The organism is Amycolatopsis sp. lyj-84 (assembly GCF_046549075.1).
Classification (GTDB): Bacteria; Actinomycetota; Actinomycetes; order Mycobacteriales; family Pseudonocardiaceae; genus Amycolatopsis.
The window spans coordinates 274,335-293,870 of sequence record NZ_JAJPWO010000004.1; the positions used below are offsets into that span (position 1 = coordinate 274,335).

Sequence of the window (19,536 nt, forward strand, 5' to 3'; positions counted from 1 at the left end):
GTGGTGTTACGGATTCGACTCGCAAAGGAGAAGCTATGCGTACCATGAAAGGGAAGATCGCCGCACTGCTCGTAGCCGGTGCGGCGGCGGTGGCACTGGCACCATCGGCGAGCGCGGCGCCTCTACCGAACTTCTCGGTGGGTCTCCAGCTGAGCGATGGCGGCTGCCGCACCGAGTTCGGCACCCCAGGGTTCACCAGATTCGCCAACTTCGGCGGCACAAGCGCCACCCCGTGGGTCAGTGACACCACCAGGTTCGATCCGGACTGCGCCCGCATCTTCCTCAACCCCGCGTTCGGCGGCGGGCTGCTCAGGGGCGATATCGACTTCCGCATCGGCGGCCGGGCACGGGACAACAACGGCAGGGAACTCGGCGCCATCGTCTACACCCCCTGGGCGAGCGACGGCGGCGGGAACACCGAGGGAATGATCACCGACTCCAACTCCTTCGATCCCGACGAGTACCAGTTGTTCCTCGAGACCCGGCCGCTGCCACCGGGCGCGGGATTCACCGACTTCCGCTTCATGATCTTCGCGCGCGACGCCGGTGAGGGTGACGGAGAAGCGAAGTTCACGCCGTGGGCGAGCCAGAACGGTGGCCCGAGCCCGTATGCGCCGGACCGCAACTTTTTCGACCCGGACGGGTACGTGATCGGGCTGGAGGTCGTCTAGTTCCGTGGGACCACAACGAAAAGCCCGCTCCCAGGCGCGGGCTTTTCGTTCGTCGGGCCGATACCCAGCCGAAGTGTCACTCGCCCCGTGACCAGATGGGTTCTCCCTTGTACGTCGTGATCGACCGCACCTGACAGCCCATCGCGTCGACGGCGTCCAAGATCACGGTGCGCGCCTCCTCGTCGTCTTCCGGCGGGTACGCGACCCGTATCCCGTGCCCGTAAGCGTTTTCGTAGGTCAGCAACCAGTCTCGGCCGACAGCCTTGAAATGATCCTGGCGGCCGCTTTCTCCTCCGTCGAACGCGCCTCGGTCGGCGGTGGGTCTCACAGCGTCGCGCAAGATCCGGAGCCTCTGCTCATACGGCAGCTCGCCACCGTGAAGCCTGACAAGGACGTGGGATCGATCGCGGCGGGGGTCGAACCACGGCGCCGGCGGCGGTGATCCGAGCAAGGGCACGTCGAGCTCCCCGCCGAAGTAGGCGCAGAGAAACGCCACCGCACTCGACTCGTAGCGATCCGCGCTGTCCCGCGGGTTCCAGACCACGGTCGTCCAGTCGTCGGGCACGCCGCCGGTGAGCCAGCACAACGAGTCGCCGTTACCGGTACGAGCCCACTCCAGCACGCCACCCGGTTCCGGCCACAGCGGGAACGGCACCGCCTCCGGAAACTCATCTCGAAAGCCCCCGGCCATCGGGAGGAGATCACGCGCGCTCGTGAGGAGATCATCAGGGCTCAGCAGGGAGATGTCATCGAAATCTCCCTCCCCGTAGCGAGCAGCCAGTTCCTTGAAGTCAGACGGCAGAACAAGCCCGAGCTCGACCTCGACCGCCTGCCAGTCGCCGCCGAAACCGACCGGGTTCTCCGGCGGCGTGATCAACAGGACCAGATCATCAAGTGTCGCCACGCCGAGAGGATACGGGGATCGGGCCGCTCAGCCCGATCCCGTCCTTTGCCGCGGGATGGCTCCCTCTGGCGGAGGCGGTATCGGCGGGAATCCGGTCATCGCGTAGCCCATCAGGGCCAGGCCCTCCACGACCATCGTGACGAGCGAGCGGAGCCTCTCGCGTCCTTCGCGCGGTGCCAGCCGGGGCCGGTGCGGGATCGACACAGCGTTCGGCATCAGGACTCCCGGCTGCTGACGCGGACGTGCCGGTCGCGCCCGGCACCATAACCGGCACAGGCCATGACCAGGCTCAACCCGGCGAGGAGAAGGAGCGCGGCCGTCCAGCTGCCGGTCGTGTCGTGGAGGACACCCAAGAGAAGTGGCCCTGCCGCGGCGACAAGGTAACCCACCGACTGGGCCATCCCGGCCAGTGCGGTGGTCTCGCCGGGGCCAGTGGCACGTTGACTTTGAAAACTCAGTGCCAGCACGAGGCAGGCTCCGTTGCCCAACCCGAGAAGAGTGCACGCCACGACGGCGAGAGACGGCAGAAGAAGCAGGATCGTGAAGCCCGCGGCGGCGATCACGGCGGCGGCCGCGGCGATGAAGCGCTGATCGTGGCGGCCCCGGGTGAGCAGGGGCAGCGACAAACCCGCGACCAGTGCGACGACCTGGTAGTAGAACAGCATCCAGCCCGCGCTCGCCGTGCTCGTCCCCTGCTGGCCGAGGATGCTGGGCAGCCAGGCGATGGCGGTGTAGAAGGCCAGGGATTGCAGGCCCATGAAGAAGGCCACCTGCCACGCCAGCCAGGATTTCCACGGGGTCCGGGCGTGGGTCCCAGGGGACCGCGCGCCGCCGTCCTGGCGGGCTTCGCGTAGCCGGGGCAGCCATGCGACGAGAGCGACCACCGCGATGACCACACCCCAGGCCAGGGCCGAATGCCAGGTTCCGGGCAGGACCTCGGAGAGCGGGACGGAAACGCCGGACGACACGGCGGCGACCACTCCCATGACGGTGACGTAGAGGGCGCTGACGGTGTGCACCCGCGGGCCGGGGACATGGGTGCGGATCACCGTGGGCAGCAGGACGTTGCCGACCGCGATCGCCGCCGCGAGGATCACCGTTCCCGCGAACAGGCAGGCGATCGAGGGCAGGGACCGGACCACCGTGCCCACCACGAGCGCGGCGAGGGCCACCACGAGGAGGCGGGTGGTGCCGACCCGGTGCGAAACCCGGCCGACGAAGGGCGAAGTCGCCGCGAACATGAGCAGCGGCACCGTGTTCAGCACACCACCCGCGGACGCGGTCAACCCGGTGTCGCGCTCGATGGCGGGCAACAGCGTTCCCACCCCGGTCAAGGTCACGCGGAGGTTGGCCGCCACCAAGAGGATCGCGATCAGCAGGCCGGCCGACAGGACCGGCGTGGTGGCCTGTCCCCTGGCAGGGGCGAGGTCGACGTCGGGGGGACTCGAGGCGGTCACTGCTGTGGGTCCGTTCCGGTCTCGGTGAGCTTCACGATCTCGGTGGCGCAGTAGCGGGCGCCGACTTCGTCCTGGGCGGCGATCGCGTCGACGAGACGCCGGTGCAGGACGGTGTGCTCCGCGGCCGTGGTGGTCGACCAGGTCATGGCGCCGATCTGCTCGGTGACCGCGACGCTCAGGACGTCGTAGACCTCGGTGAGCAGGCTGTTCCCGCTGGCCGTCACCACCGCCTGGTGGAAGCGGGCGTCGACCTCCGCGCCGGTGGCCGCCTCCGCGGCCGTTTCGGCCTCGTCGAGCAAGTCTCGAAGGCGGGTCAAGTCGTCTTCGGAGCGCCGCAACGCGGCCAGGCCCGAGGCGTACTCCTCCAGTACCGCACGGAGTTCCAGCACATCGCTCCGCCTCGAACTGGTGGCCCTTCGCATCAGCGCCAGGTGCATCTCGCTCGCCGACCGGACATACGTCCCGTCACCTCTGCGAGCCTCCAGCAGCCCCATGTGCACCAGTGCGCCGAGCGCTTCGCGCACCGTCGTGCGCCCGACGCCGAGTTGCTTGACCAGGTCGTGCTCGGGCGGAATCCGCGTCCCCACGGGCCATACGCCCGAGGCGATCTGCTCACGGAGGGTGTCCACCAGCTGTGCCGACAGACTCGCGACGCGACGCGGCGTCCGAAGATCGTTCATAAGGCGACCCTAACACCGAATGTCTGACATTTGTCAGTGTGACGCAGGTCGCGCTCGACCTGCGGTGGGGACTAGCGCCGGAACCAGCGCCGTCGCTTCGACGAGTTTTCCGCGGATTCGGTCGGCTCCAGTCCCAAACTTCCGGTCAGGAAGAAGGTCCCGGTCACGATGTTGCCGCGCGCGGGCGGGTGCTCGAGGTCGGTGGTCGCGATGGCGACGTCGAGCTCGATCTTGGCGATGGTGCGCACCCGAATCCGATGAAAAGCCTTACCGGTAAAGGTGTTCACCGGAGTATCGACCTCGATGACCTCGCCGGCGAACAGCGCGTGCGCCGAGGGCGTCTGGTCGGGCGAGCGCTCCGCGAGCGAGAAAGTCCCGGAAGGGATGAAGAAGTCGGCGGCGAACTTCGGCCCGTCATCGTCCTGCGAGGCGAAGTAAGCCTCGGCGTCGGCGTGCACGGTGACGTCTTCGGCCAAAGCCGCCAGCACCAGGGATCCGATCTCGAGCCGCCCGCCGGAGTGGGCGAGGACCGCTCGGTCTTCGAGCTCCACCGCGACGGGGCAGACCATCTCCCCGTCGACGCCGTCGAGGAGTTCGAGCATCGCGGTCTCGTCATCGACGAGGCGAACGTCGCGTACCGGTACCGCGGGTGTCGTGCCGGCCAGGCACGGCAGAAGGAACTCGATCTCGCGGTTGCGGATCTGCGCGACCAGGCGAGCGCCCGAGGGATCGGTCCACACATGTTCGCTGATCTTCGCGGTGATTTGCCTGGCCGTACCCGCGCCGATCAGAGAGACGACCTTCTCCCCGAACTCGTCCTGGCCGGTGACACCGATTCCGATCGCCTCGAAGTGGCTGGACACGATCACTCCCCTGTTCTGCCGTCCACCGGAGATTACTGGCCGGGCCGAACAAGGTCATCCGGGTTTTCCCGCGTCCGGTCAGAGCCGGTCATCCTGACACCGACCGGCGGATCTCTTCCGCCACCCAGGCCATGGTCGTGCGAGCCCGCACGGGGTCATCGGTGAGAAAGTAGTGGTCCACTCCCGGCGTCCGGTCGTACACGACGTCGACTCGGGCTTCACGCAGCCGGGCCGCGTACCGATCACCGTCTCCGCGCAAGGCGTCGTGCTCACCGGTGAGGACGACCGCGCGCGGTAGATCCGTCAGATCTGGGGCCAGTAAGGGTGAAGCGTAGGGGTGCCGCCGGGTCGACGGGTCCGGGAAGTACACCCGGCGGACCAGATCGCGCAGGCCCGGCGAGATCATCCCGCCCGCGACCGGGTCCGGGTCACTCGCGAGATCCAGTGCGGGCACCCCGAGCATCTGGAGTTCCGGCCGCCAGGCGCCGGCATCACGGGCCTGCAGGCAGACGGCCGCCGCGAGCCCGCCACCGGAGGAAAACCCTCCCACCGCAACCCGTGCTCCGGTGGCCACCCAGGAGGCGGCGTCGAAACATTGGTGCTGCGCCACCGGGAACGCGACGTAGGGGCCACATCGGAAGTCGACGTTGTACACGGTCAGCCCCGCCGTCGCGGCGACATAGCGGCACCACCAGTCGTCCATGGCCGGGTGGCGCATCAGCCAGGCTCCGCCGTGAAAGTGCACGTACGCGCCATCGGAGAACGGGTCCGGCGGCCGGTAGACGTAGACGCGGACCCTTCCATGCCGGGTCGGAATCCACACGGCCTTCGGCGAGGGCAGCTCGTTCCCGGCGAACCGCAACGTTTCTCCGTACCGCACGGTCCATCGCGCCGACGCGTGCATAACCGTCGCCGTGAGCCGATCCCGGAACCTCATACCGTTGGTTCGGATCCGCTCCGCCGCCGGACGGGTGCCGGCCGCCGCCGTGGCCATGGAGTGAACCGGCGACGGCGACGACCGGCGGAACGCTGCCGAATCAGCGTTCCCTCGCGTCTGGGCCACCTGCTCCCCGACGCAAGATAAGAGGACGCGAAGCTCAGGTCGCGGTTTTCGGTTTCAGGACCCTGTCGATCACGAAGATGGTCGCGTTCCCGGCCGGAACGTTGCCGCACAGGATCTTCGCGCCGTCGATCGTCATGTTCTCGCCGAAACCCTCGATCTTCACCGGGCCACCGGCGCCGTCGAGACTCGACACCGACCCGGCGACCGCGAGCCCCTTGGCGTCGAACCGCTTACCGATGACGTGGTGGCGCAGGATCGGCTCCGGATCGGCGCCGCCGAGAGCCGCGTCGGCGGGAGCGAAGACCGTGACCGCGGTACCGAGCAGGCCCGCTGTCTCGGCCGCGGCAAGAAATCGGGACGGCATCGGCGAACACGCCGGGCCGAAGACGTCCGCTTTCGTCGTCGAGCCGTCCGGTGATCCGGTGAGTCCCGCGGCGCCCGCCAGAACCGGCACGGACGGAATCGTCGTTCTGTTCGGAGGACCTGCGGCATCCGAGGCAGTACCGCAAGCCGCGAGAATCGCCGTGGCGGCGGCCAGAAGCCCGGCCCCGGCGACACGAACCTTGGTCACAGTCAGGCTCCCGTGGTTCCACTGGCGGAAGGGTGTCCTTCTCCGGGGAGGCTCGGAGAAGGACACCCTCGTCCTGATGTCCGATGTGGACCGTTGCTTACGCGGCCGGGGGCATCAGGACCGAGTCGATGAGGTACACGGTCGCGTTCGCGGTGTGGACTCCACCGCAGATCACGTTGGCGTCGTTGACCTTCAGCGCGTCCTTGGTGCCCGAGACCTTGACGACACCCTTCTCGACGGAGGTCTGGTCGCCGACGATCTTGTCGGGCGCGATCTGGCCGGGGACGACGTGGTAGGTCAGGATCTTCTTGAGGAGCGCGTCGTCGGTCTTGAGCTTTTCGATGGTGGCGGCGTCGATCTTCGCGAACGCGTCGTCGACCGGCGCGAAGACGGTGAACTCACTGCCGTTGAGCGTCGAGACCAGGTCCACCTTGGGGTTGAGCTTCCCGGAGACGGCGGACACGAGGGTCTTCAGCAGCGGGTTGTTGCTCGCGGCGACGGCGACCGGGTCAGCCGACATGCCCGCGACGGAACCGGGGCCATTGGGCACCTTTTCCGCGTAACCCGAACAGCCGGGGCCGACCAGGTCCTTGGCCGGGTCGGCCATCGCGCTGGACGACGGGGCCGCGGCCGAGGAGGACGGGGCCGGGGTGCTGCCGGCGTTGTTGTTCGATCCGGCGTCGCTACCGCACGCCGCGCCCATAAGAGCGAAGGCGGCAAGACCGGCTGCCAAGGTGACGCGGCGAGTACTGCGCTTCATGACTGGTAACTCCTATTAGCTGAGGGAATCGGCCCACAGGGCTGGATGCGCCTCGACGCTTCCGAGGCGGCGAACACCCTGGATTCGAGACCTGCGCCGGGCCGGATAGGCGGACTTCGCCATCGAGATCTTTCCGTTACCTTGCGAACACGATCGTGGACGCTTCGTCACCACTCGCGGTCCACGGACGGCAATCCGCCAGGGCCCGAGGGACGAATGCTTCCTTGTCACCCACTCCACTTGATCTGCCCGGGAGCAATCGTGCTCACACTTGCGTTGATCGGCCTCATCGGGGGATTGGTCACGGGCATTTCTCCGTGCATCCTCCCCGTCCTGCCGGTCATCTTCCTGTCCGGAGGCGTGCAGAACGCCACCGCCACCGTCCACAAGGAACAGAACGGCGGCGGCGTCGCGACCGCTCCGGTCGAGACCAAGCCGCCGCGTTCACGTCCCTACCTGATCATCCTGGGGCTCGTGGTCAGCTTCACCCTGGTGACCTTGTTCGGCTCGCTGCTGCTCTCGATCCTCGGGCTGCCGCAGGACGTTCTCCGCTGGGCCGGACTGATCGTGCTCGCACTCATCGGCATCGGTCTCATCGTCCCGAAATTCGAGCACCTGCTCGAAAAGCCGTTCAGCTGGATCCCGCAACGGCGCCCCGACGCCAACCGCGGCGGCTTCACTCTCGGCCTCGGCCTCGGCGCCGTCTACGTCCCCTGCGCCGGACCGGTCCTCGCCGCGATCACCGTCGCCGGATCGACCGGGCAGATCGGCCTCGAGACCGTCGTGCTCACCTCGACCTTCGCCATCGGCGCCGCCCTCCCGCTGCTGATCTTCGCTCTCGCCGGACGCCGGGTCGCCGAACGCGTCAAGGCCTTCCGCAAACGCCAGCGCGGCATCCGGATCACCGCCGGCATCGTGATGATCGCCCTCGCCATCGGACTCGTGTTCAACCTGCCGCAGCTGCTCCAGCGGGCCATTCCCGACTACACCAGCGGTCTGCAGAACGACATCAACAACTCCGAGCAGGTCAAGAAGGCACTGAATCTCGGCGGGCTGGAGAACGACCAGAACAAGGACCTCGACCTCTGCACCGACGGCGCGAAGGAACTCGAGAGCTGCGGAAAAGCACCGGACATCAAGGGAATCCAGCAGTGGTTCAACACGCCCGGCGGTGCACCTGTCGACCTGGCGCAGTCGCGGGGCAAGGTGGTCCTGCTCGATTTCTGGGCCTACTCCTGCATCAACTGCCAGCGCTCCATCCCGCACGTCACCGCCTGGGACAAGGCCTACCGCGACGCCGGACTCCAGGTGATCGGCGTCCACTCCCCCGAGTACGCCTTCGAAAAGGAAGCCGGCAACGTCAAGTCGGCCGCGGACAAGTTCGGCATCGGCTACCCGGTCGCCCTCGACAACACCCTGTCGACCTGGACCAACTACCGCAACCGGTTCTGGCCCGCGCACTACCTGATCGACGCCGAAGGCACCGTACGGCACATCAAATTCGGTGAAGGCGACTACCAGACCACCGAGAAACTCATCCGCGAACTCCTCACCAAGGCCAACCCGGACGTGCGACTCCCCGCCGCCACGGACACCGCCGACGACACCCCGGACACCGCCGCGATCACCCGTGAGACCTACCTCGGCTCCACGAAACGCGTCAACTTCGCCGGGACCGAGGACTACACCGCGGGCGTGAAGACCTTCGCCTACCCCGCCACCCAGCCGCCGGACACCTTCGTCCTCCAGGGTGACTGGACCCTCACCAGCCAGAACATCACCCCCACCGGCGCCGGCGGGGAGATCAAACTCAACTACCGCGCCAAAGAGGTCAGGATGGTCCTGGCGGGCAACGGCACCGTCACCTACACCGCCAAGGGACAGACCAAGACCGTCCAAGTGAACGGCACACCCGACTCCTACCGGCTTCTGTCCACACAGGACATCGAAGCGGGCGCCATCGACGTCACCGTCGGCCCGGGCGTGCAGGCCTTCTCCTTCACCTTCGGCTGAGCACACGAGAAAGAGAAACCCATGAGCATGGAATCCGTCACCACGAACACCTTTCCCGCCGACGTACTCGACCAGGACAAGCCCGTTCTCGTCGACTTCTGGGCGCCCTGGTGCGGCCCCTGCAAAGCCCTCGCGCCGGTGCTCGCCGAAATCTCGGAGGAACACGGCGACAAGCTCACCGTCGTCAAGGTCGACATCGACGACAACCCGGAGATCGCCGGCGACTACGGCATCCTGTCGATACCGACCATGATCCTGTTCGTCGACGGCAAACCCGCCACCACCATCAACGGCGCCGCCTCGAAGGCGAAGATCCTCGGCAAGCTCGAATCCTGGCTCTGACCGGACGCGCGACACCCCTGTCGCCCGGCGCCGGCGTCGGGCGACAGGGGTGTCGCAGGTCTGGTGTAATGGTTCCATGGTCTTCGGGAGCGGGGATGGCCGAGATGAGAACGTTGCTGCGTGACGCGTGGCCGTATCCGTTGTACCGCTGGCCTTTGCTGGTCGCGTTGATAGCGGTGACGTCGGTGGCCGGCCTGATCGGGCGGCTCTTGGCCAACGTCATGCTGGGAGTCGCCTTGCATCTCGCGCTGATCCTGGTCGTCCTGGGTGTGCTCGGCGCGAGGACACGGCGCCGCCGCAACCGCTCGATCCGGGAAACGAACGCACTGGGCCGTATCCCCGTTTAGCGCGTGGCGCCTCAGAAGTCGGATTCGAGGACCACTTGGCCGCCCGGGCCGAGCACGCGGAATCCGCCCGCGTCGGCGCGCAGCACGGAACTGTTGAGATTGCACCGCATTTCGGCGGCGCCGGTGCCGATGAACTCACCGGCGGCGGTGTGAACTCCGGTGTCGTCCACGATCACCACCCGATAGCTCGTACCCGCCTCGAAGCCGGTCGCGGTCAGCTTGATCTCGACGCCCCAGGTGTGCGGAACCAACCCGGCGGAGGCGTGGATCGCCGGTGTCGACGTCGCCACCTGTACCGCTTCGAACGGTCCCGGCGCCGGAGCGTCGGGATGAACGGCCCACCCGATACCGGCGCCGCAGAGCAAGGCGATCGCCGCGGCCACGGCCCAGCGTGGTGGCTGCCACCGGCGCCGCCGTTGTCCCGCGCTGACGCGGCGGACGACCGCGTCGCCGAGATTGGGCGGGACGGCCGGCTCTTCGTGCTCGCTGACCTGCGCCGCTTCGGCCAGGCTCAACGCGCGCACGACCGGGCTCAGTTCCCGCAGCTCCGAACGGCAGTCCGCACACCCGGACAGATGGGCGTCGATCCTGAGGCGTTCGTGCTCGTCGAGCTGGTCGAGCGCATAGGCGCCCAAGGTTTCCCGCAAAGTACGGTGATCGCCGGGTTTCACAGCTCGACCCCCATTTCCTCCATCGCGACGCGCAGCGCCCGCAAACCGTAGAAGAGCCTGGTGCGCAGTGTGCCGACCGGGATCCCCAATTCCGCGGCGACCTCTGCGTACGGCCTGCCCCTCAGGTGAGTCTCGACCAGGCACACCCGGTGTTCCGGGCTGATCCGCCGCAACGCCTCCTCCACCAGCCAGGCGTTGACCCGCCTTTCGTCGAAGCCCGGCTCCGCGGGTTCCTCGGCCAGCGCGAGCCGCGTCGCCGGCCGGACCGACCGGCGGCGCATCTCGTCGACGATCACGTTCCTCGCGATCGCGAACAGCCAGACCCGCAGGCTCGCGACCTCGGGATCGAACCTTTCCGCCGCCCGCCACGCCCTCAGGAACACCTCCTGCACCACGTCCTGGGCCGCACCGTCGTCGTTCAGCTGCCGCATCGCGAACCGGTACAGCTCCGGTCCGTGCGCGTTGTACACCGCACGAAGCGCGTGTTCCTCGGTCAGGCCGAGGCCGCCACTGGCCGATCCACCCATGCCGTGTCCCTCCTACCCCCTGTGTTCGGAGCAGACACGGGCCACGTTCAGCCGATCGCGGAATTTTCTCAAAAGGGATGAACGCCGACGGCAGCGACGCCGTACGCACTGGCCGTAAACCTTCTCCCGACGAACAGGAGCGACCATGCGCACCATCCTCCGCGCACTGGTGATCGGCGGCGTGGCACTCACCCTCACGGCGGGCGGCACCGTGGCTTCCGCCTCACCTTCCGGGAACGACGGCTGCGGCGTCGTCATCTTGAGCGAGAAAGGGACCTTGAGCAGACATCAGTGCGAACGCCCGCTGCTGCCCACCTCGGCCAAGAAGATCACGGGTCTGGCCAAGGGCGACCGTCTGATCGGCCTGGACACCCGGCCCGCCACCGGCGCGCTTTACTCGCTGGCCGCCTCGGGCCGGCTGTACCGCCTCGAAGCCAAGACCGCCAAAGCCACGGCGGTCGGTTCGCCGACCGCCCTGACGGGCAAGGCGATCGGCTTCGACTTCAACCCCACGGTCGATCGGATCAGGGTCGTCACCGACACCGGGCTCAACCTCCGGCTGCACCCCGACACCGGTGCCATCGCCGGCACCGACACACCGTTGACCTACCCGGGCCGTCCGCAGGCTCCTCGCGTGGCCGCGTCCGGATACACGAACAGCGTCGCCGGAGCGACGTCGACCGCGCTGTACGGCCTCGACTCCGGGCAGGACACCTTGGTCAAACAAGGCAGCCTTCCCGGCGAAACGCCCGTCGTCTCCCCCAACACCGGCCAGCTCACCGCGATCGGGAAGCTCGGGCTGAACATCGGGTCCGTGAACGGCTTCGACATCGCCGGGACGGCGAAGGCAGGCGCGTACGACCCGCGCGACTACAAGGCCGTCGCGGCCGTCCGAGTCCACGGTGTACCGCTCCTCGTCCGTATCGACCTGGCGTCCGGACGGGCACGCGTCGTCTCGCCGCTGCTGACGTACCCGGTCGGCCTCGCCCTGGTGAGCTGAACCTCTTAGCGTATGCGGCCTCGTTTCGTCGCCGTTCGGCCGAAATTCCGCCGATTCAGTGATTCGACCAAGCCGCGTGGACGCCGAACGCGAAATGGCCGTACCAGGGCGCCCACCGGGCGGCCGGGCGGTACGGGCCCTCACCCGTCGACACCGATCGGGTGGGGGCCATTTCGACGCGCCTTTTTCATCGATGATTTCGACCGTTTTTCCCCACCATCAAAGAAACAAACGAATCATTGACATGAGCCGCAGATCTCCTGCTAGCATTCGGCACGAAGTGTCAATCGAGCGGCCTCGCACAATGCCCCGATGGACCTGGGGGCTCATTATTCGATGAGGTCGTTTTCTGGGGAAGGAAACCGATGAAAATTCGTAACTCGCTGCTGACCTTGGCCATGCTCGTCGGCGGCGCGATGACGGTGATGCCCGGAGTGGCCGGGGCCACCGTCACCGAGGATTGCACGTACAACACCAGCGCCAGCGGCGTGAACTTCCACGTCAAGTGTTCTCGCCTGCCCTCGGGAGTCTCCCAGTACCGGGCGGTCGCGCAGTGCGGCAACGGCTCCACCACCTACGGAATCTGGAAGACGGTGGCGGAAAGCGTGTACATCGGCTCCGTCGCCGACTGCACGAACCGGGGCAATGTGGCGAAGGGCGGCATTCAGCTCCGCTGAATGGCGCGACCCTGGTAATGCTCGGTTTTCGAGGTGTCGCGAAAGCCACTTTCGGGACGTCTGCTGTCCCGAAAGTGGCTTTCGCGACATCGCCGTGGCGGTGAGGCGTCAGTCCGGGTGGTCGTGAGTGGCAATGAGGGTCAGAACCCGAAACGCCACTCACGACCACCTCCGCCTGAACCTCTCACTAGGTCCCGCCGAGCATTCCACCCAGCAACGTGGTGATCGTGCGACGGTCATGGGCACCGAGCTTCGCCCGGATGCGCGCCATGTGGTGTTCGACGGTCTTTCCGGAAATGTGCAGGAGATCGCCGATTTCCCGGTAGGTGTGACCTTCGACGACGAGGCGCCCGATGTCGCCTTCACGCGGGGTCAAGGTGGGAAGCTCGCCGGGGACAGTCGTCGCGGGTTCGGCGACGCCGCTCGCCGAGGACGGGAATCGCTTGGCCGCCCGCAGCAGGGTGGTCATGGCGGTCCGGTCGGTGGCGCGGATCGCGGCCTGTCCGGTCAGCCGGGCGGCGTCCCAGCTCAGCCCGGCGCGGTGGAGCAGACCCGCACCGGCCAGTACCGCGTCGACATCGATGACGCCGTCCAGGACCGCGATCCACTGGGCACCCGCGGCGGCGAACGCGGGAACCAGTCGCCCGCTCGTGGGGTGCCCGGTGAGATGCTCGATCGCGTCGTGGGTGGCCTGCCGGTCGCCGGAGACGACGGCGGCGTGGAATACGGACCAGTTCAACCAGGCCGACCACAACGCGGGTCCGCCGAGCCGGGCGAGTAGTTCGAAGGCTCGTTCGCGATGGGCCGCGACGCGGAACCCCTCGTCCACCCGTGCCGCCGCGATGAGCAGTTCTCCCAAGGGCAGCAAGGAGAACAGGTCCACCGGCTGCCTCATCATCGCCTCGTACGCACCGGCCCAGCTCCTCCGGGCCACGTCGGGGGTGTCGGCGCGGCGGGTCAGTCCGAGTTCGAGAGTGCGCAGAAAGAGCTCGTCCCGCGGCGACAGCCGTCCGGCCTGCTCCTCCACGGCCGAACGGTGTGTTTCGGCGGTGGCGAGGTCACCGCGGAGCATCGCGGTCCAGCCCAGCAGAAGCTCGTGCCGCACACTGGCGGCCGCGCGGGTCAGAACACCGTGAGCGAGATCGAATTCGGCCGCGTGCAGAGCCACCGTCGCGGTGAGCGCGGCGGGGGAATCCGGCAGAAGATGTCCCATACCGGTGGCCTCGGCGGTGTCCGCGGAAGCGAGCAAGGTCGTGAGTGCGGCTTCGGACCGTCCGGTGAGGGACTCGCGGATCCCGTCGAGCAGCCGCCCGGCGACATGCCCGTACGCCGGAACAGGCGTACCGGCGACGGTCTGCTCGTCGGCGGCGACATCGCCCAGCGCGATACCCGCCAGGTCCGCGAGCAGCAGTGCCCCCGGTTCACCGGACCAGCGCAGGAGTTCCGCGCCACGGGCGAGATCGCCGCGCCGGGCCATCACCGTCCCGGCGACCAGCGCACCCCGGTGCCGCGCCGCGGGGTCGGCCGAGCCGAGCAGTTCGTCGCCGAGGCGCAAGGCGAGGTCGAGCCGTCCGGACAGGACCGCGGCCCGTGCCCAGGCAGGCGCCAAGCGTGTCCGTGAGCTGCCACCCCGCACCGCCGCGGCGTAGAGATCGGTCGCGACGGCGGGGTCGTCCGAAACCACCTCGGCGGCCGCCGCTTCGAGACCCGCCCGCACGACCGCTCCCCCGGCCCCGAGCCGCTGCAGCTCACGAGCGATCGGCAGGACCGGCTGGCCCCCGGCGAGCAGGGCTTCGAGCATCCGCACCAGGACGGTCAGCGTCCGGTCGACGCCGACATGGTCGCGCACCGCCCGGGCCACCACCGGCGGGACGGTGTCGTCGGCGGCGAGCAGTCCCGCGCCCCGGACCCGCTCGACGACCGCCGAGACGTCGTCGCGGGATCCGCCCAAGGCGATCGCGAGCAGTTCGATGTCCCGGCCTCCCGCGACACCGGCGACGATCAGATAGGTCGTTCCCGATTCGCCGAGTTGATCCAGCTCACCGCGGAGTTCGTCGATCAGCTCGTCGACGACGGGCGTGGCGACGCAGCGCGCCACCAGTCTCGGTACCCCCGAGGTCGCCCGCCGGACGGCCGCCGCGCGCTCGGCGGTGAGCGACCGGCCCGCGAACCGGGCCACGTCCCGCACGGTCCAGGCGGGCAGGCGGATGTGCCGGGTGGCCGGGGTGATCAGCTCCGCGGCCACGAACCCCGCCGCGCCCGGGGTATGCGTGACCACGAGCCGGGACGCACCGGCCGCCATGCCTACCAGCGCGTCCCGCTCACCGGAGGTGAGGGTGTCGACGTCGTCGATCAGGATCACCGCGTCGGTGGCCGAAGTCCCCCTCACGTCCTCGCGGGAGACGACGGTGGCACCGCCGGCACGATAGTGACGCGCGATCGCGGCCAGCGCCGTCGACTTCCCGTGCCCGGGTGGCCCCGACAGGACGACCCGGACCGTGGCCTCCGGGTCGGTGTCGATCGCGGCCAGCACCTCTCTCAGCTGCGACGGCAACAGCTCTTCCATGACGCCGAGCACCTCCCTGGAAACGGTGCCCCGGAAGCGGTCACCCAGGAAGGATTCGAGACCGGCGGTCCCGATAGATGGGCGTTGTGACCCCCAGTTGACAAGTGAGACCCCGGTCACAGACCAACGGAATCCCCTAACGGGTGATCGGACCCCCTCGGTGGTTCGCAAGATCACCGTTAGGCGTCGGACCCGATGTCCCTCCCCCGGGCCGCGCCCTAGCTTCGGTCTCGTCCAAGGAACCACGGTCCCCACAGAGAGCCCGGTCGATGAACCCCACGCAGTCCCTGTACGACTTCACGCTCAACCTGCTCAACGACCCGTCGGCTCGCGACTCCTTCGGGAGCGACCCGCAGCGGACGCTGAACGACGCCGGCCTCGGCGACATCTCCGGCGCGGACCTGCACGAGATCCTGCCGCTCGTCCTGGACTACGCCCCCACGAACACCGTCGGCGGCGGGAACGGCCTCGACCTCGACTCGATCACCACCGGCCAAGCCGGCGCCATCGAGCAGCTCAAGGCCCTCACCCAGAACCTCTCCCTCGGTGACGCGACCTCCGAGAACAACGTGCTCGGCGCCGTCGGCGGGATGACCGCGATCACGCAGAACGCGGCCGCCCCCTTCACCGCGGCCGGCGACCTCGCGGGCAGCATCGACGACATCGGCGGCGGAGAGATCGCCCCGGTGGGCGCGGTCACCGGCGCCGTCGGCGACGTGGCGGGCAACGTCAGCGGCGGCGACGTCACCGGGGCGCTCGAAGGCGGGAACCTCACCTCCGGTCTGCAGGACGTCTCCGGCCTCGACTCGGCGATCGACGGCAGCCAGGGTGTCGGTTCCACGGTCGGCGACCTCACCGGCACGCTCGGCGTGAACAACGGCTTGGAGAACACCCTCGGCGACGTGACCGCTCACGGCGTCGGCGACATCGCCGGCCAGGTGTCCGGCGTGACGTCCCACCTCAGCGACGTCGCCAACGACTCGGCCGTCGGGAACGTCACCAACCACGTCGGCGATGTCACCAACCACGTCGGGGACATCGGTTCGCACGCGGGCTCGGTCAACGACGTCCACGACGTCGTCAGCGACGTCGGCAACGGTGCCCTCGGGGGCGGCATCGCCGCCGACCTGAGCCACCTCACCGTCGGTTCCGGCAACGACCTGCACATCACCGACTGATTCCCGGCGAGCACGACTCCCAGGACGGGGCGGCGGTCGAACCGGCGCCCCGCCCTGCTGTCGGTGCGGACCGAAAGAGTGACACCGCCTGCCCGTTCCCTCCGTCGCACCGAAAGCCCGTCGACCGGTGGCGACGAGGGAGCGGGATGCGCGGGGACTCAGGTTCTGCAGACGACGAGCCTTTCGACTCGCGGTTCCCGCAAGACCTCGACTTCGAACTCGACCGGCTGATCAAACGCGTCGCCTGGACGGCGGAGATCAAGCTCGGTCTATCGAAGCGCCCCGAATGCAGTCCCGCGGTGTTCTGATCGAAGTCACCGACGACGACCCCGACGTCGAGGAGCTGAAGTCGAGAGCCGAAGACCGATCGGTTCCCGGCTATCACGGGCTTCTTCTCGTCACGCACCTGTCGCTCGAGTGGGGCGCTCAAGAGAACCCGAATCGCCACTCACACCCCCTCCGGGCGACCTAGCTTTCGCAACACCCGCACACCCTCGAATACTATTGAGGGGTAAGTCAAAGGTGGCGTGTTCGCGGGCCGGGCCGGCGACGGGATGAAGGCGTCCTTCGCCGCGTCCGACGCCGAGCGGCCGTGTCGCGAAAGCCACTTTCGGGACATCAGACGTCCCGAAAGTGGCTTTCGCGACATCCCGGGAGGCTGGCGTGGCCTTCACGGTGGCATTGTGGCTGAACCCACGGTGAGCGAAAGCGTGACTCGCGTGATCGGAGCCGGATCACGCGTGATCAGAAGGCGAACTCCGTGAACGTCGCCCGATCACGCGAGATCCGGCTCCAAGCACACGTGATCCGACTCTGATCACGCGTGAACGCCCACCCCGCCCGAACACGCCACTTTTGACCTCCCCCTCAATAAGAGCGGCGGTCTTCCGAGTGTCTCTTGTGGACACTCCTGGTCAGTTCCGTGACGGGCCGCCGGGCTTGCGGGCGGTGAAGATCAGATACTCGGGTCCGCCGTGGTTGATGACGTCGTCGAAGAGCCCGATGAAGTCGTCCAGCTCCTGTTTGCCGTACTGGTCCGTCAGATTTTCGAGGTCGGCTTCGGTTCGCTCCCACCACATCTTGACGGACTTCTCGACGTGACTGCTGGCATCGAGGAGTTCGACGGGCTCCAGGCCGGCGCGGCGGAGCATCGGCGGGAATTCGTCCAACCGGTGAAACGAGCTGAGTGAATCGAGATCGCGGTACCGGTCGAGCACCCGTTGGCGTTCGGGGGTTACGACGGCGTTGAGGCAGAAGTCGGCGGCGACGAGGACACCGCCGGGGCGGAGAACGCGGGCGATCTCACGCAACGCAGGGTCGCGGTCCATGTGGATCAGCGACTCGATGGCGATGGCCGCGTCGAACGAATCGTCGGGGAACGGCATCTCCAGCGCGTCGGCCTGCTCGAACCTGGCCTGTCCGGCCAGGTTCTCGGCGCCCGCCCTGGCGGTGGCCTGCTCGACCTGCGTGGCGACGTTCGAGATGCCGACCACGTGCGCGCCCGTCGTACGGGCCAGCCGGATGGCCGGTCCGCCGATACCGCAGCCGACGTCGAGCACCCGGTCCCGAGGGCCCGCCCCGACCCGGTCGATGATCTGCCCGGTCAGGTTTTCCAGGGCCTGTTCGTAGGTCGTGCCGTCGTCGGGACGGGGCCAGTAGCCGTGGTGGAAGTTCGGCCCGTACAGGCTGACGTACATCGCTTCGGCCTGCTCGTAATAAGCCTGCGCTTTCTGCGAGGTGGTTTCGGTGATCATGGTGAAGCTCCTCCGCATCCTGCTGGGAATCGGTTAGAGACGATGCCTCCACCATGCCCGACCCTGTCAAGTCCGTCGACTTCGGAGCGTGTCCGCTCACCCTTTGTCACCTGAGTTTTCCTTGCTGTGGAGCCGAATTCGCCGCACGATCATGATTTCGGGCACCGGTCTCTTCACCCAGGGCACTCCACTCTACTGGCGGTATCAACAAGAAATTGCCTGTCGTATCCACGTCAGCGAGTGACGTATTTGCCCACTACGGTGTCGACTGGGGGACGAATTCCCCTGCATGCCGAGCCCATCGACGGAACACCGAGGCGACGAGAGGATGGATTCACCATGACAAGTCTGATGACGACATTGGCCGGTACGCGAGAAGCGCCGACGGCCACAAGGTCATTGCGGGAGAAGATAACCCGGCTCCCGCAGATGAGCCCGGATGTCGATCTCGGCGACGACATCTCACTGGCACACGAAACACTGCTCGCACCCGAAGTGTCCGAAATGGACAAACGTGCCGCGCTGTACAAGTGGCTCGGCCAGAAGCAACCGTGCCTGTTCGGACGCCTGGCGATGCAGGGATCCGACGGCCCCAAAGGACTCGGCGCCAACATGTGCTGGATCAGCGAGGACGACCTCGACGCGGGACGTGATCACGTCGCGGCGAAGATCCAGCGAGAGCGCCGCGAATGGAAGGACCGCGCCGAACGCGGCGAGAGCAGCGGATTCCTGATCATGGTCAACAGCAGGGACCTGGCCTACGCCCGGCCCGGAAAGGAACTCGTCGACGTCTGCGTGGAGCTGTCCAATCTCTACCTGGTCGAACACGCGCCCATCGAGCAGGACGTGATCTACACCGAAGCGGTCCCGTTCCGCCGTTCCGACGGGGTGCTGACCGTGTTCAAGGCCGGCTGCAACATCTTCTACTCCGGCGCTCACCGCACGGTCAATCACGATCGGCGCATCCCCGGCGGACTGATGTTCTCGATGAACTCGCCGGGTCACTACGCCAACTCCCTGGCCAAACGGGGACTGCAGGACTCGTTCGAGGACGCGACCGAGTTCGTCCGCGAGACGGCGTTCCGGTCGATCGGCAACGGCGGCATCGGATGCCCGCACGTGCCCAGCGCGAGCTGGCACAACGAGAGCGCCGACGACCACCGCGACGTGGCCGAACGCAAGCGACCGCACTACATCCCGGACAACTTCGACCCGACCCGCTACTCCGCCGTCTATCACACCGACGTCCTCGTGCCCACCGACGTCACCAGCGACTCGCGAACGGTGCACGAATCCTTCGACGAGGTCGACGCGGAGGTCTGGCCGTATCTGATCCTCGACTACATCTCCACCGAGGAGTTCCCGCCCGATCACGTCAACTATGCACTGTTCCACGGACATCCCATCGAGGAGTGCGCCCGGTACCACAACCCGTGGCCCCCTCGCGTGGCACACAACGAGGAGCTCTTCGAGTACTGAGCTGACGACGCCG

21 protein-coding genes are annotated in these 19,536 nt (G+C 67.6%); 9 read left to right on the forward strand and 12 right to left on the reverse strand.

The window, feature by feature from the left end:
* Nucleotides 1-35: 35 nt before the first annotated feature.
* Nucleotides 36-671 carry a hypothetical protein gene (locus tag ACLJRM_RS15485; protein ID WP_410599470.1) on the forward strand — a complete coding sequence of 212 codons (636 nt, stop codon included), beginning with the start codon at nucleotides 36-38 and terminating at the stop codon, nucleotides 669-671.
* 76 nt (nucleotides 672-747) lie between these two features.
* On the opposite strand, the gene ACLJRM_RS15490 is transcribed toward ACLJRM_RS15485, so the two are convergent.
* The 8 genes from ACLJRM_RS15490 to ACLJRM_RS15525 form a co-directional block, all read right to left on the reverse strand.
* A complete protein-coding gene (locus ACLJRM_RS15490; protein WP_410663337.1) occupies nucleotides 748-1,575 on the reverse strand; it encodes an SMI1/KNR4 family protein in 828 nt (275 codons plus the stop codon).
* A 27-nt stretch (nucleotides 1,576-1,602) separates the two neighbouring features.
* Nucleotides 1,603-1,791 (reverse strand): hypothetical protein, encoded by a 189-nt coding sequence (locus tag ACLJRM_RS15495; protein ID WP_410663338.1) that lies wholly within the window; start codon nucleotides 1,789-1,791, stop codon nucleotides 1,603-1,605.
* Complete coding sequence (locus ACLJRM_RS15500; RefSeq protein ID WP_410663339.1) at nucleotides 1,791-3,032, reverse strand: CynX/NimT family MFS transporter; 1,242 nt, start codon at nucleotides 3,030-3,032, stop codon at nucleotides 1,791-1,793. The genes ACLJRM_RS15495 and ACLJRM_RS15500 overlap by 1 nt, the downstream gene beginning before the upstream one ends.
* Nucleotides 3,029-3,712, reverse strand: a complete 684-nt coding sequence (locus tag ACLJRM_RS15505) for a FadR/GntR family transcriptional regulator (protein ID WP_101609099.1) — start codon at nucleotides 3,710-3,712, stop codon at nucleotides 3,029-3,031. The genes ACLJRM_RS15500 and ACLJRM_RS15505 overlap by 4 nt, the downstream gene beginning before the upstream one ends.
* 71 nt (nucleotides 3,713-3,783) lie before the next feature.
* Nucleotides 3,784-4,575, reverse strand: coding sequence for a hypothetical protein (locus tag ACLJRM_RS15510; RefSeq protein WP_410663340.1), 792 nt, complete (start codon nucleotides 4,573-4,575; stop codon nucleotides 3,784-3,786).
* An 88-nt stretch (nucleotides 4,576-4,663) separates the two neighbouring features.
* Nucleotides 4,664-5,455, reverse strand: coding sequence for an alpha/beta hydrolase (locus tag ACLJRM_RS15515; protein WP_410663341.1), 792 nt, complete (start codon nucleotides 5,453-5,455; stop codon nucleotides 4,664-4,666).
* 217 nt (nucleotides 5,456-5,672) lie between these two features.
* Nucleotides 5,673-6,209, reverse strand: a complete 537-nt coding sequence (locus ACLJRM_RS15520) for a fasciclin domain-containing protein (protein WP_410663342.1) — start codon at nucleotides 6,207-6,209, stop codon at nucleotides 5,673-5,675.
* Between the two features lie 97 nt (nucleotides 6,210-6,306).
* The gene (locus ACLJRM_RS15525) at nucleotides 6,307-6,969 is read right to left on the reverse strand and encodes a fasciclin domain-containing protein (protein WP_101609101.1); all 663 of its coding nucleotides are present in this window, start codon (nucleotides 6,967-6,969) and stop codon (nucleotides 6,307-6,309) included.
* A gap of 261 nt (nucleotides 6,970-7,230) precedes the next feature.
* Between ACLJRM_RS15525 and ACLJRM_RS15530 the strand changes: the two genes are divergently transcribed.
* The 3 genes from ACLJRM_RS15530 (at nucleotide 7,231) to ACLJRM_RS15540 (ending at nucleotide 9,671) form a co-directional block, all read left to right on the forward strand.
* Nucleotides 7,231-8,982: a cytochrome c biogenesis protein DipZ gene (locus tag ACLJRM_RS15530; RefSeq protein WP_410663343.1), complete on the forward strand. Its 1,752-nt coding sequence runs from the start codon at nucleotides 7,231-7,233 to the stop codon at nucleotides 8,980-8,982.
* Nucleotides 8,983-9,003: 21 nt separating this feature from the next.
* Nucleotides 9,004-9,324 carry a thioredoxin gene (gene trxA / locus ACLJRM_RS15535; RefSeq protein ID WP_410663344.1) on the forward strand — a complete coding sequence of 107 codons (321 nt, stop codon included), beginning with the start codon at nucleotides 9,004-9,006 and terminating at the stop codon, nucleotides 9,322-9,324.
* Between the two features lie 95 nt (nucleotides 9,325-9,419).
* Nucleotides 9,420-9,671: a hypothetical protein gene (locus ACLJRM_RS15540; protein ID WP_101609104.1), complete on the forward strand. Its 252-nt coding sequence runs from the start codon at nucleotides 9,420-9,422 to the stop codon at nucleotides 9,669-9,671.
* Nucleotides 9,672-9,682: 11 nt separating this feature from the next.
* On the opposite strand, the gene ACLJRM_RS15545 is transcribed toward ACLJRM_RS15540, so the two are convergent.
* Nucleotides 9,683-10,342, reverse strand: a complete 660-nt coding sequence (locus tag ACLJRM_RS15545; protein WP_410663345.1) for an anti-sigma factor family protein — start codon at nucleotides 10,340-10,342, stop codon at nucleotides 9,683-9,685.
* Nucleotides 10,339-10,869, reverse strand: a complete 531-nt coding sequence (locus tag ACLJRM_RS15550) for a sigma-70 family RNA polymerase sigma factor (protein ID WP_101609105.1) — start codon at nucleotides 10,867-10,869, stop codon at nucleotides 10,339-10,341. Before ACLJRM_RS15550 ends, ACLJRM_RS15545 begins: the two co-directional genes overlap by 4 nt.
* A 145-nt stretch (nucleotides 10,870-11,014) precedes the next feature.
* On the opposite strand from ACLJRM_RS15550, the gene ACLJRM_RS15555 reads away from it, so the two are divergent.
* Both ACLJRM_RS15555 and ACLJRM_RS15560 read left to right on the forward strand, forming a co-directional pair.
* Entirely contained in the window at nucleotides 11,015-11,869 is an 855-nt protein-coding gene (locus ACLJRM_RS15555) for a DUF4394 domain-containing protein (RefSeq protein ID WP_410663346.1), read from the forward strand.
* A gap of 365 nt (nucleotides 11,870-12,234) precedes the next feature.
* A complete protein-coding gene (locus ACLJRM_RS15560) occupies nucleotides 12,235-12,546 on the forward strand; it encodes a hypothetical protein (protein ID WP_101609107.1) in 312 nt (103 codons plus the stop codon).
* Between the two features lie 187 nt (nucleotides 12,547-12,733).
* Here the strand turns inward: ACLJRM_RS15560 and ACLJRM_RS15565 are convergent, their stop codons facing one another.
* Nucleotides 12,734-15,112 (reverse strand): LuxR C-terminal-related transcriptional regulator, encoded by a 2,379-nt coding sequence (locus tag ACLJRM_RS15565; protein ID WP_410663347.1) that lies wholly within the window; start codon nucleotides 15,110-15,112, stop codon nucleotides 12,734-12,736.
* A 269-nt stretch (nucleotides 15,113-15,381) separates the two neighbouring features.
* Between ACLJRM_RS15565 and ACLJRM_RS15570 the strand changes: the two genes are divergently transcribed.
* Together ACLJRM_RS15570 and ACLJRM_RS15575 are read left to right on the forward strand one after the other, a co-directional pair.
* Nucleotides 15,382-16,290 (forward strand): IniB N-terminal domain-containing protein, encoded by a 909-nt coding sequence (locus ACLJRM_RS15570; protein WP_410663348.1) that lies wholly within the window; start codon nucleotides 15,382-15,384, stop codon nucleotides 16,288-16,290.
* Nucleotides 16,291-16,436: 146 nt separating this feature from the next.
* The gene (locus ACLJRM_RS15575) at nucleotides 16,437-16,598 is read left to right on the forward strand and encodes a hypothetical protein (protein WP_410663349.1); all 162 of its coding nucleotides are present in this window, start codon (nucleotides 16,437-16,439) and stop codon (nucleotides 16,596-16,598) included.
* 606 nt (nucleotides 16,599-17,204) lie between these two features.
* Here ACLJRM_RS15575 and ACLJRM_RS15580 read toward each other — a convergent pair.
* A complete protein-coding gene (locus ACLJRM_RS15580) occupies nucleotides 17,205-18,044 on the reverse strand; it encodes a methyltransferase domain-containing protein (protein WP_410663350.1) in 840 nt (279 codons plus the stop codon).
* Between the two features lie 429 nt (nucleotides 18,045-18,473).
* Here ACLJRM_RS15580 and ACLJRM_RS15585 point away from each other — a divergent pair, with 429 nt between their 5' ends.
* Nucleotides 18,474-19,523: a hypothetical protein gene (locus ACLJRM_RS15585; RefSeq protein ID WP_101609112.1), complete on the forward strand. Its 1,050-nt coding sequence runs from the start codon at nucleotides 18,474-18,476 to the stop codon at nucleotides 19,521-19,523.
* The last annotated feature ends 13 nt before the right edge of the window (nucleotides 19,524-19,536 follow it).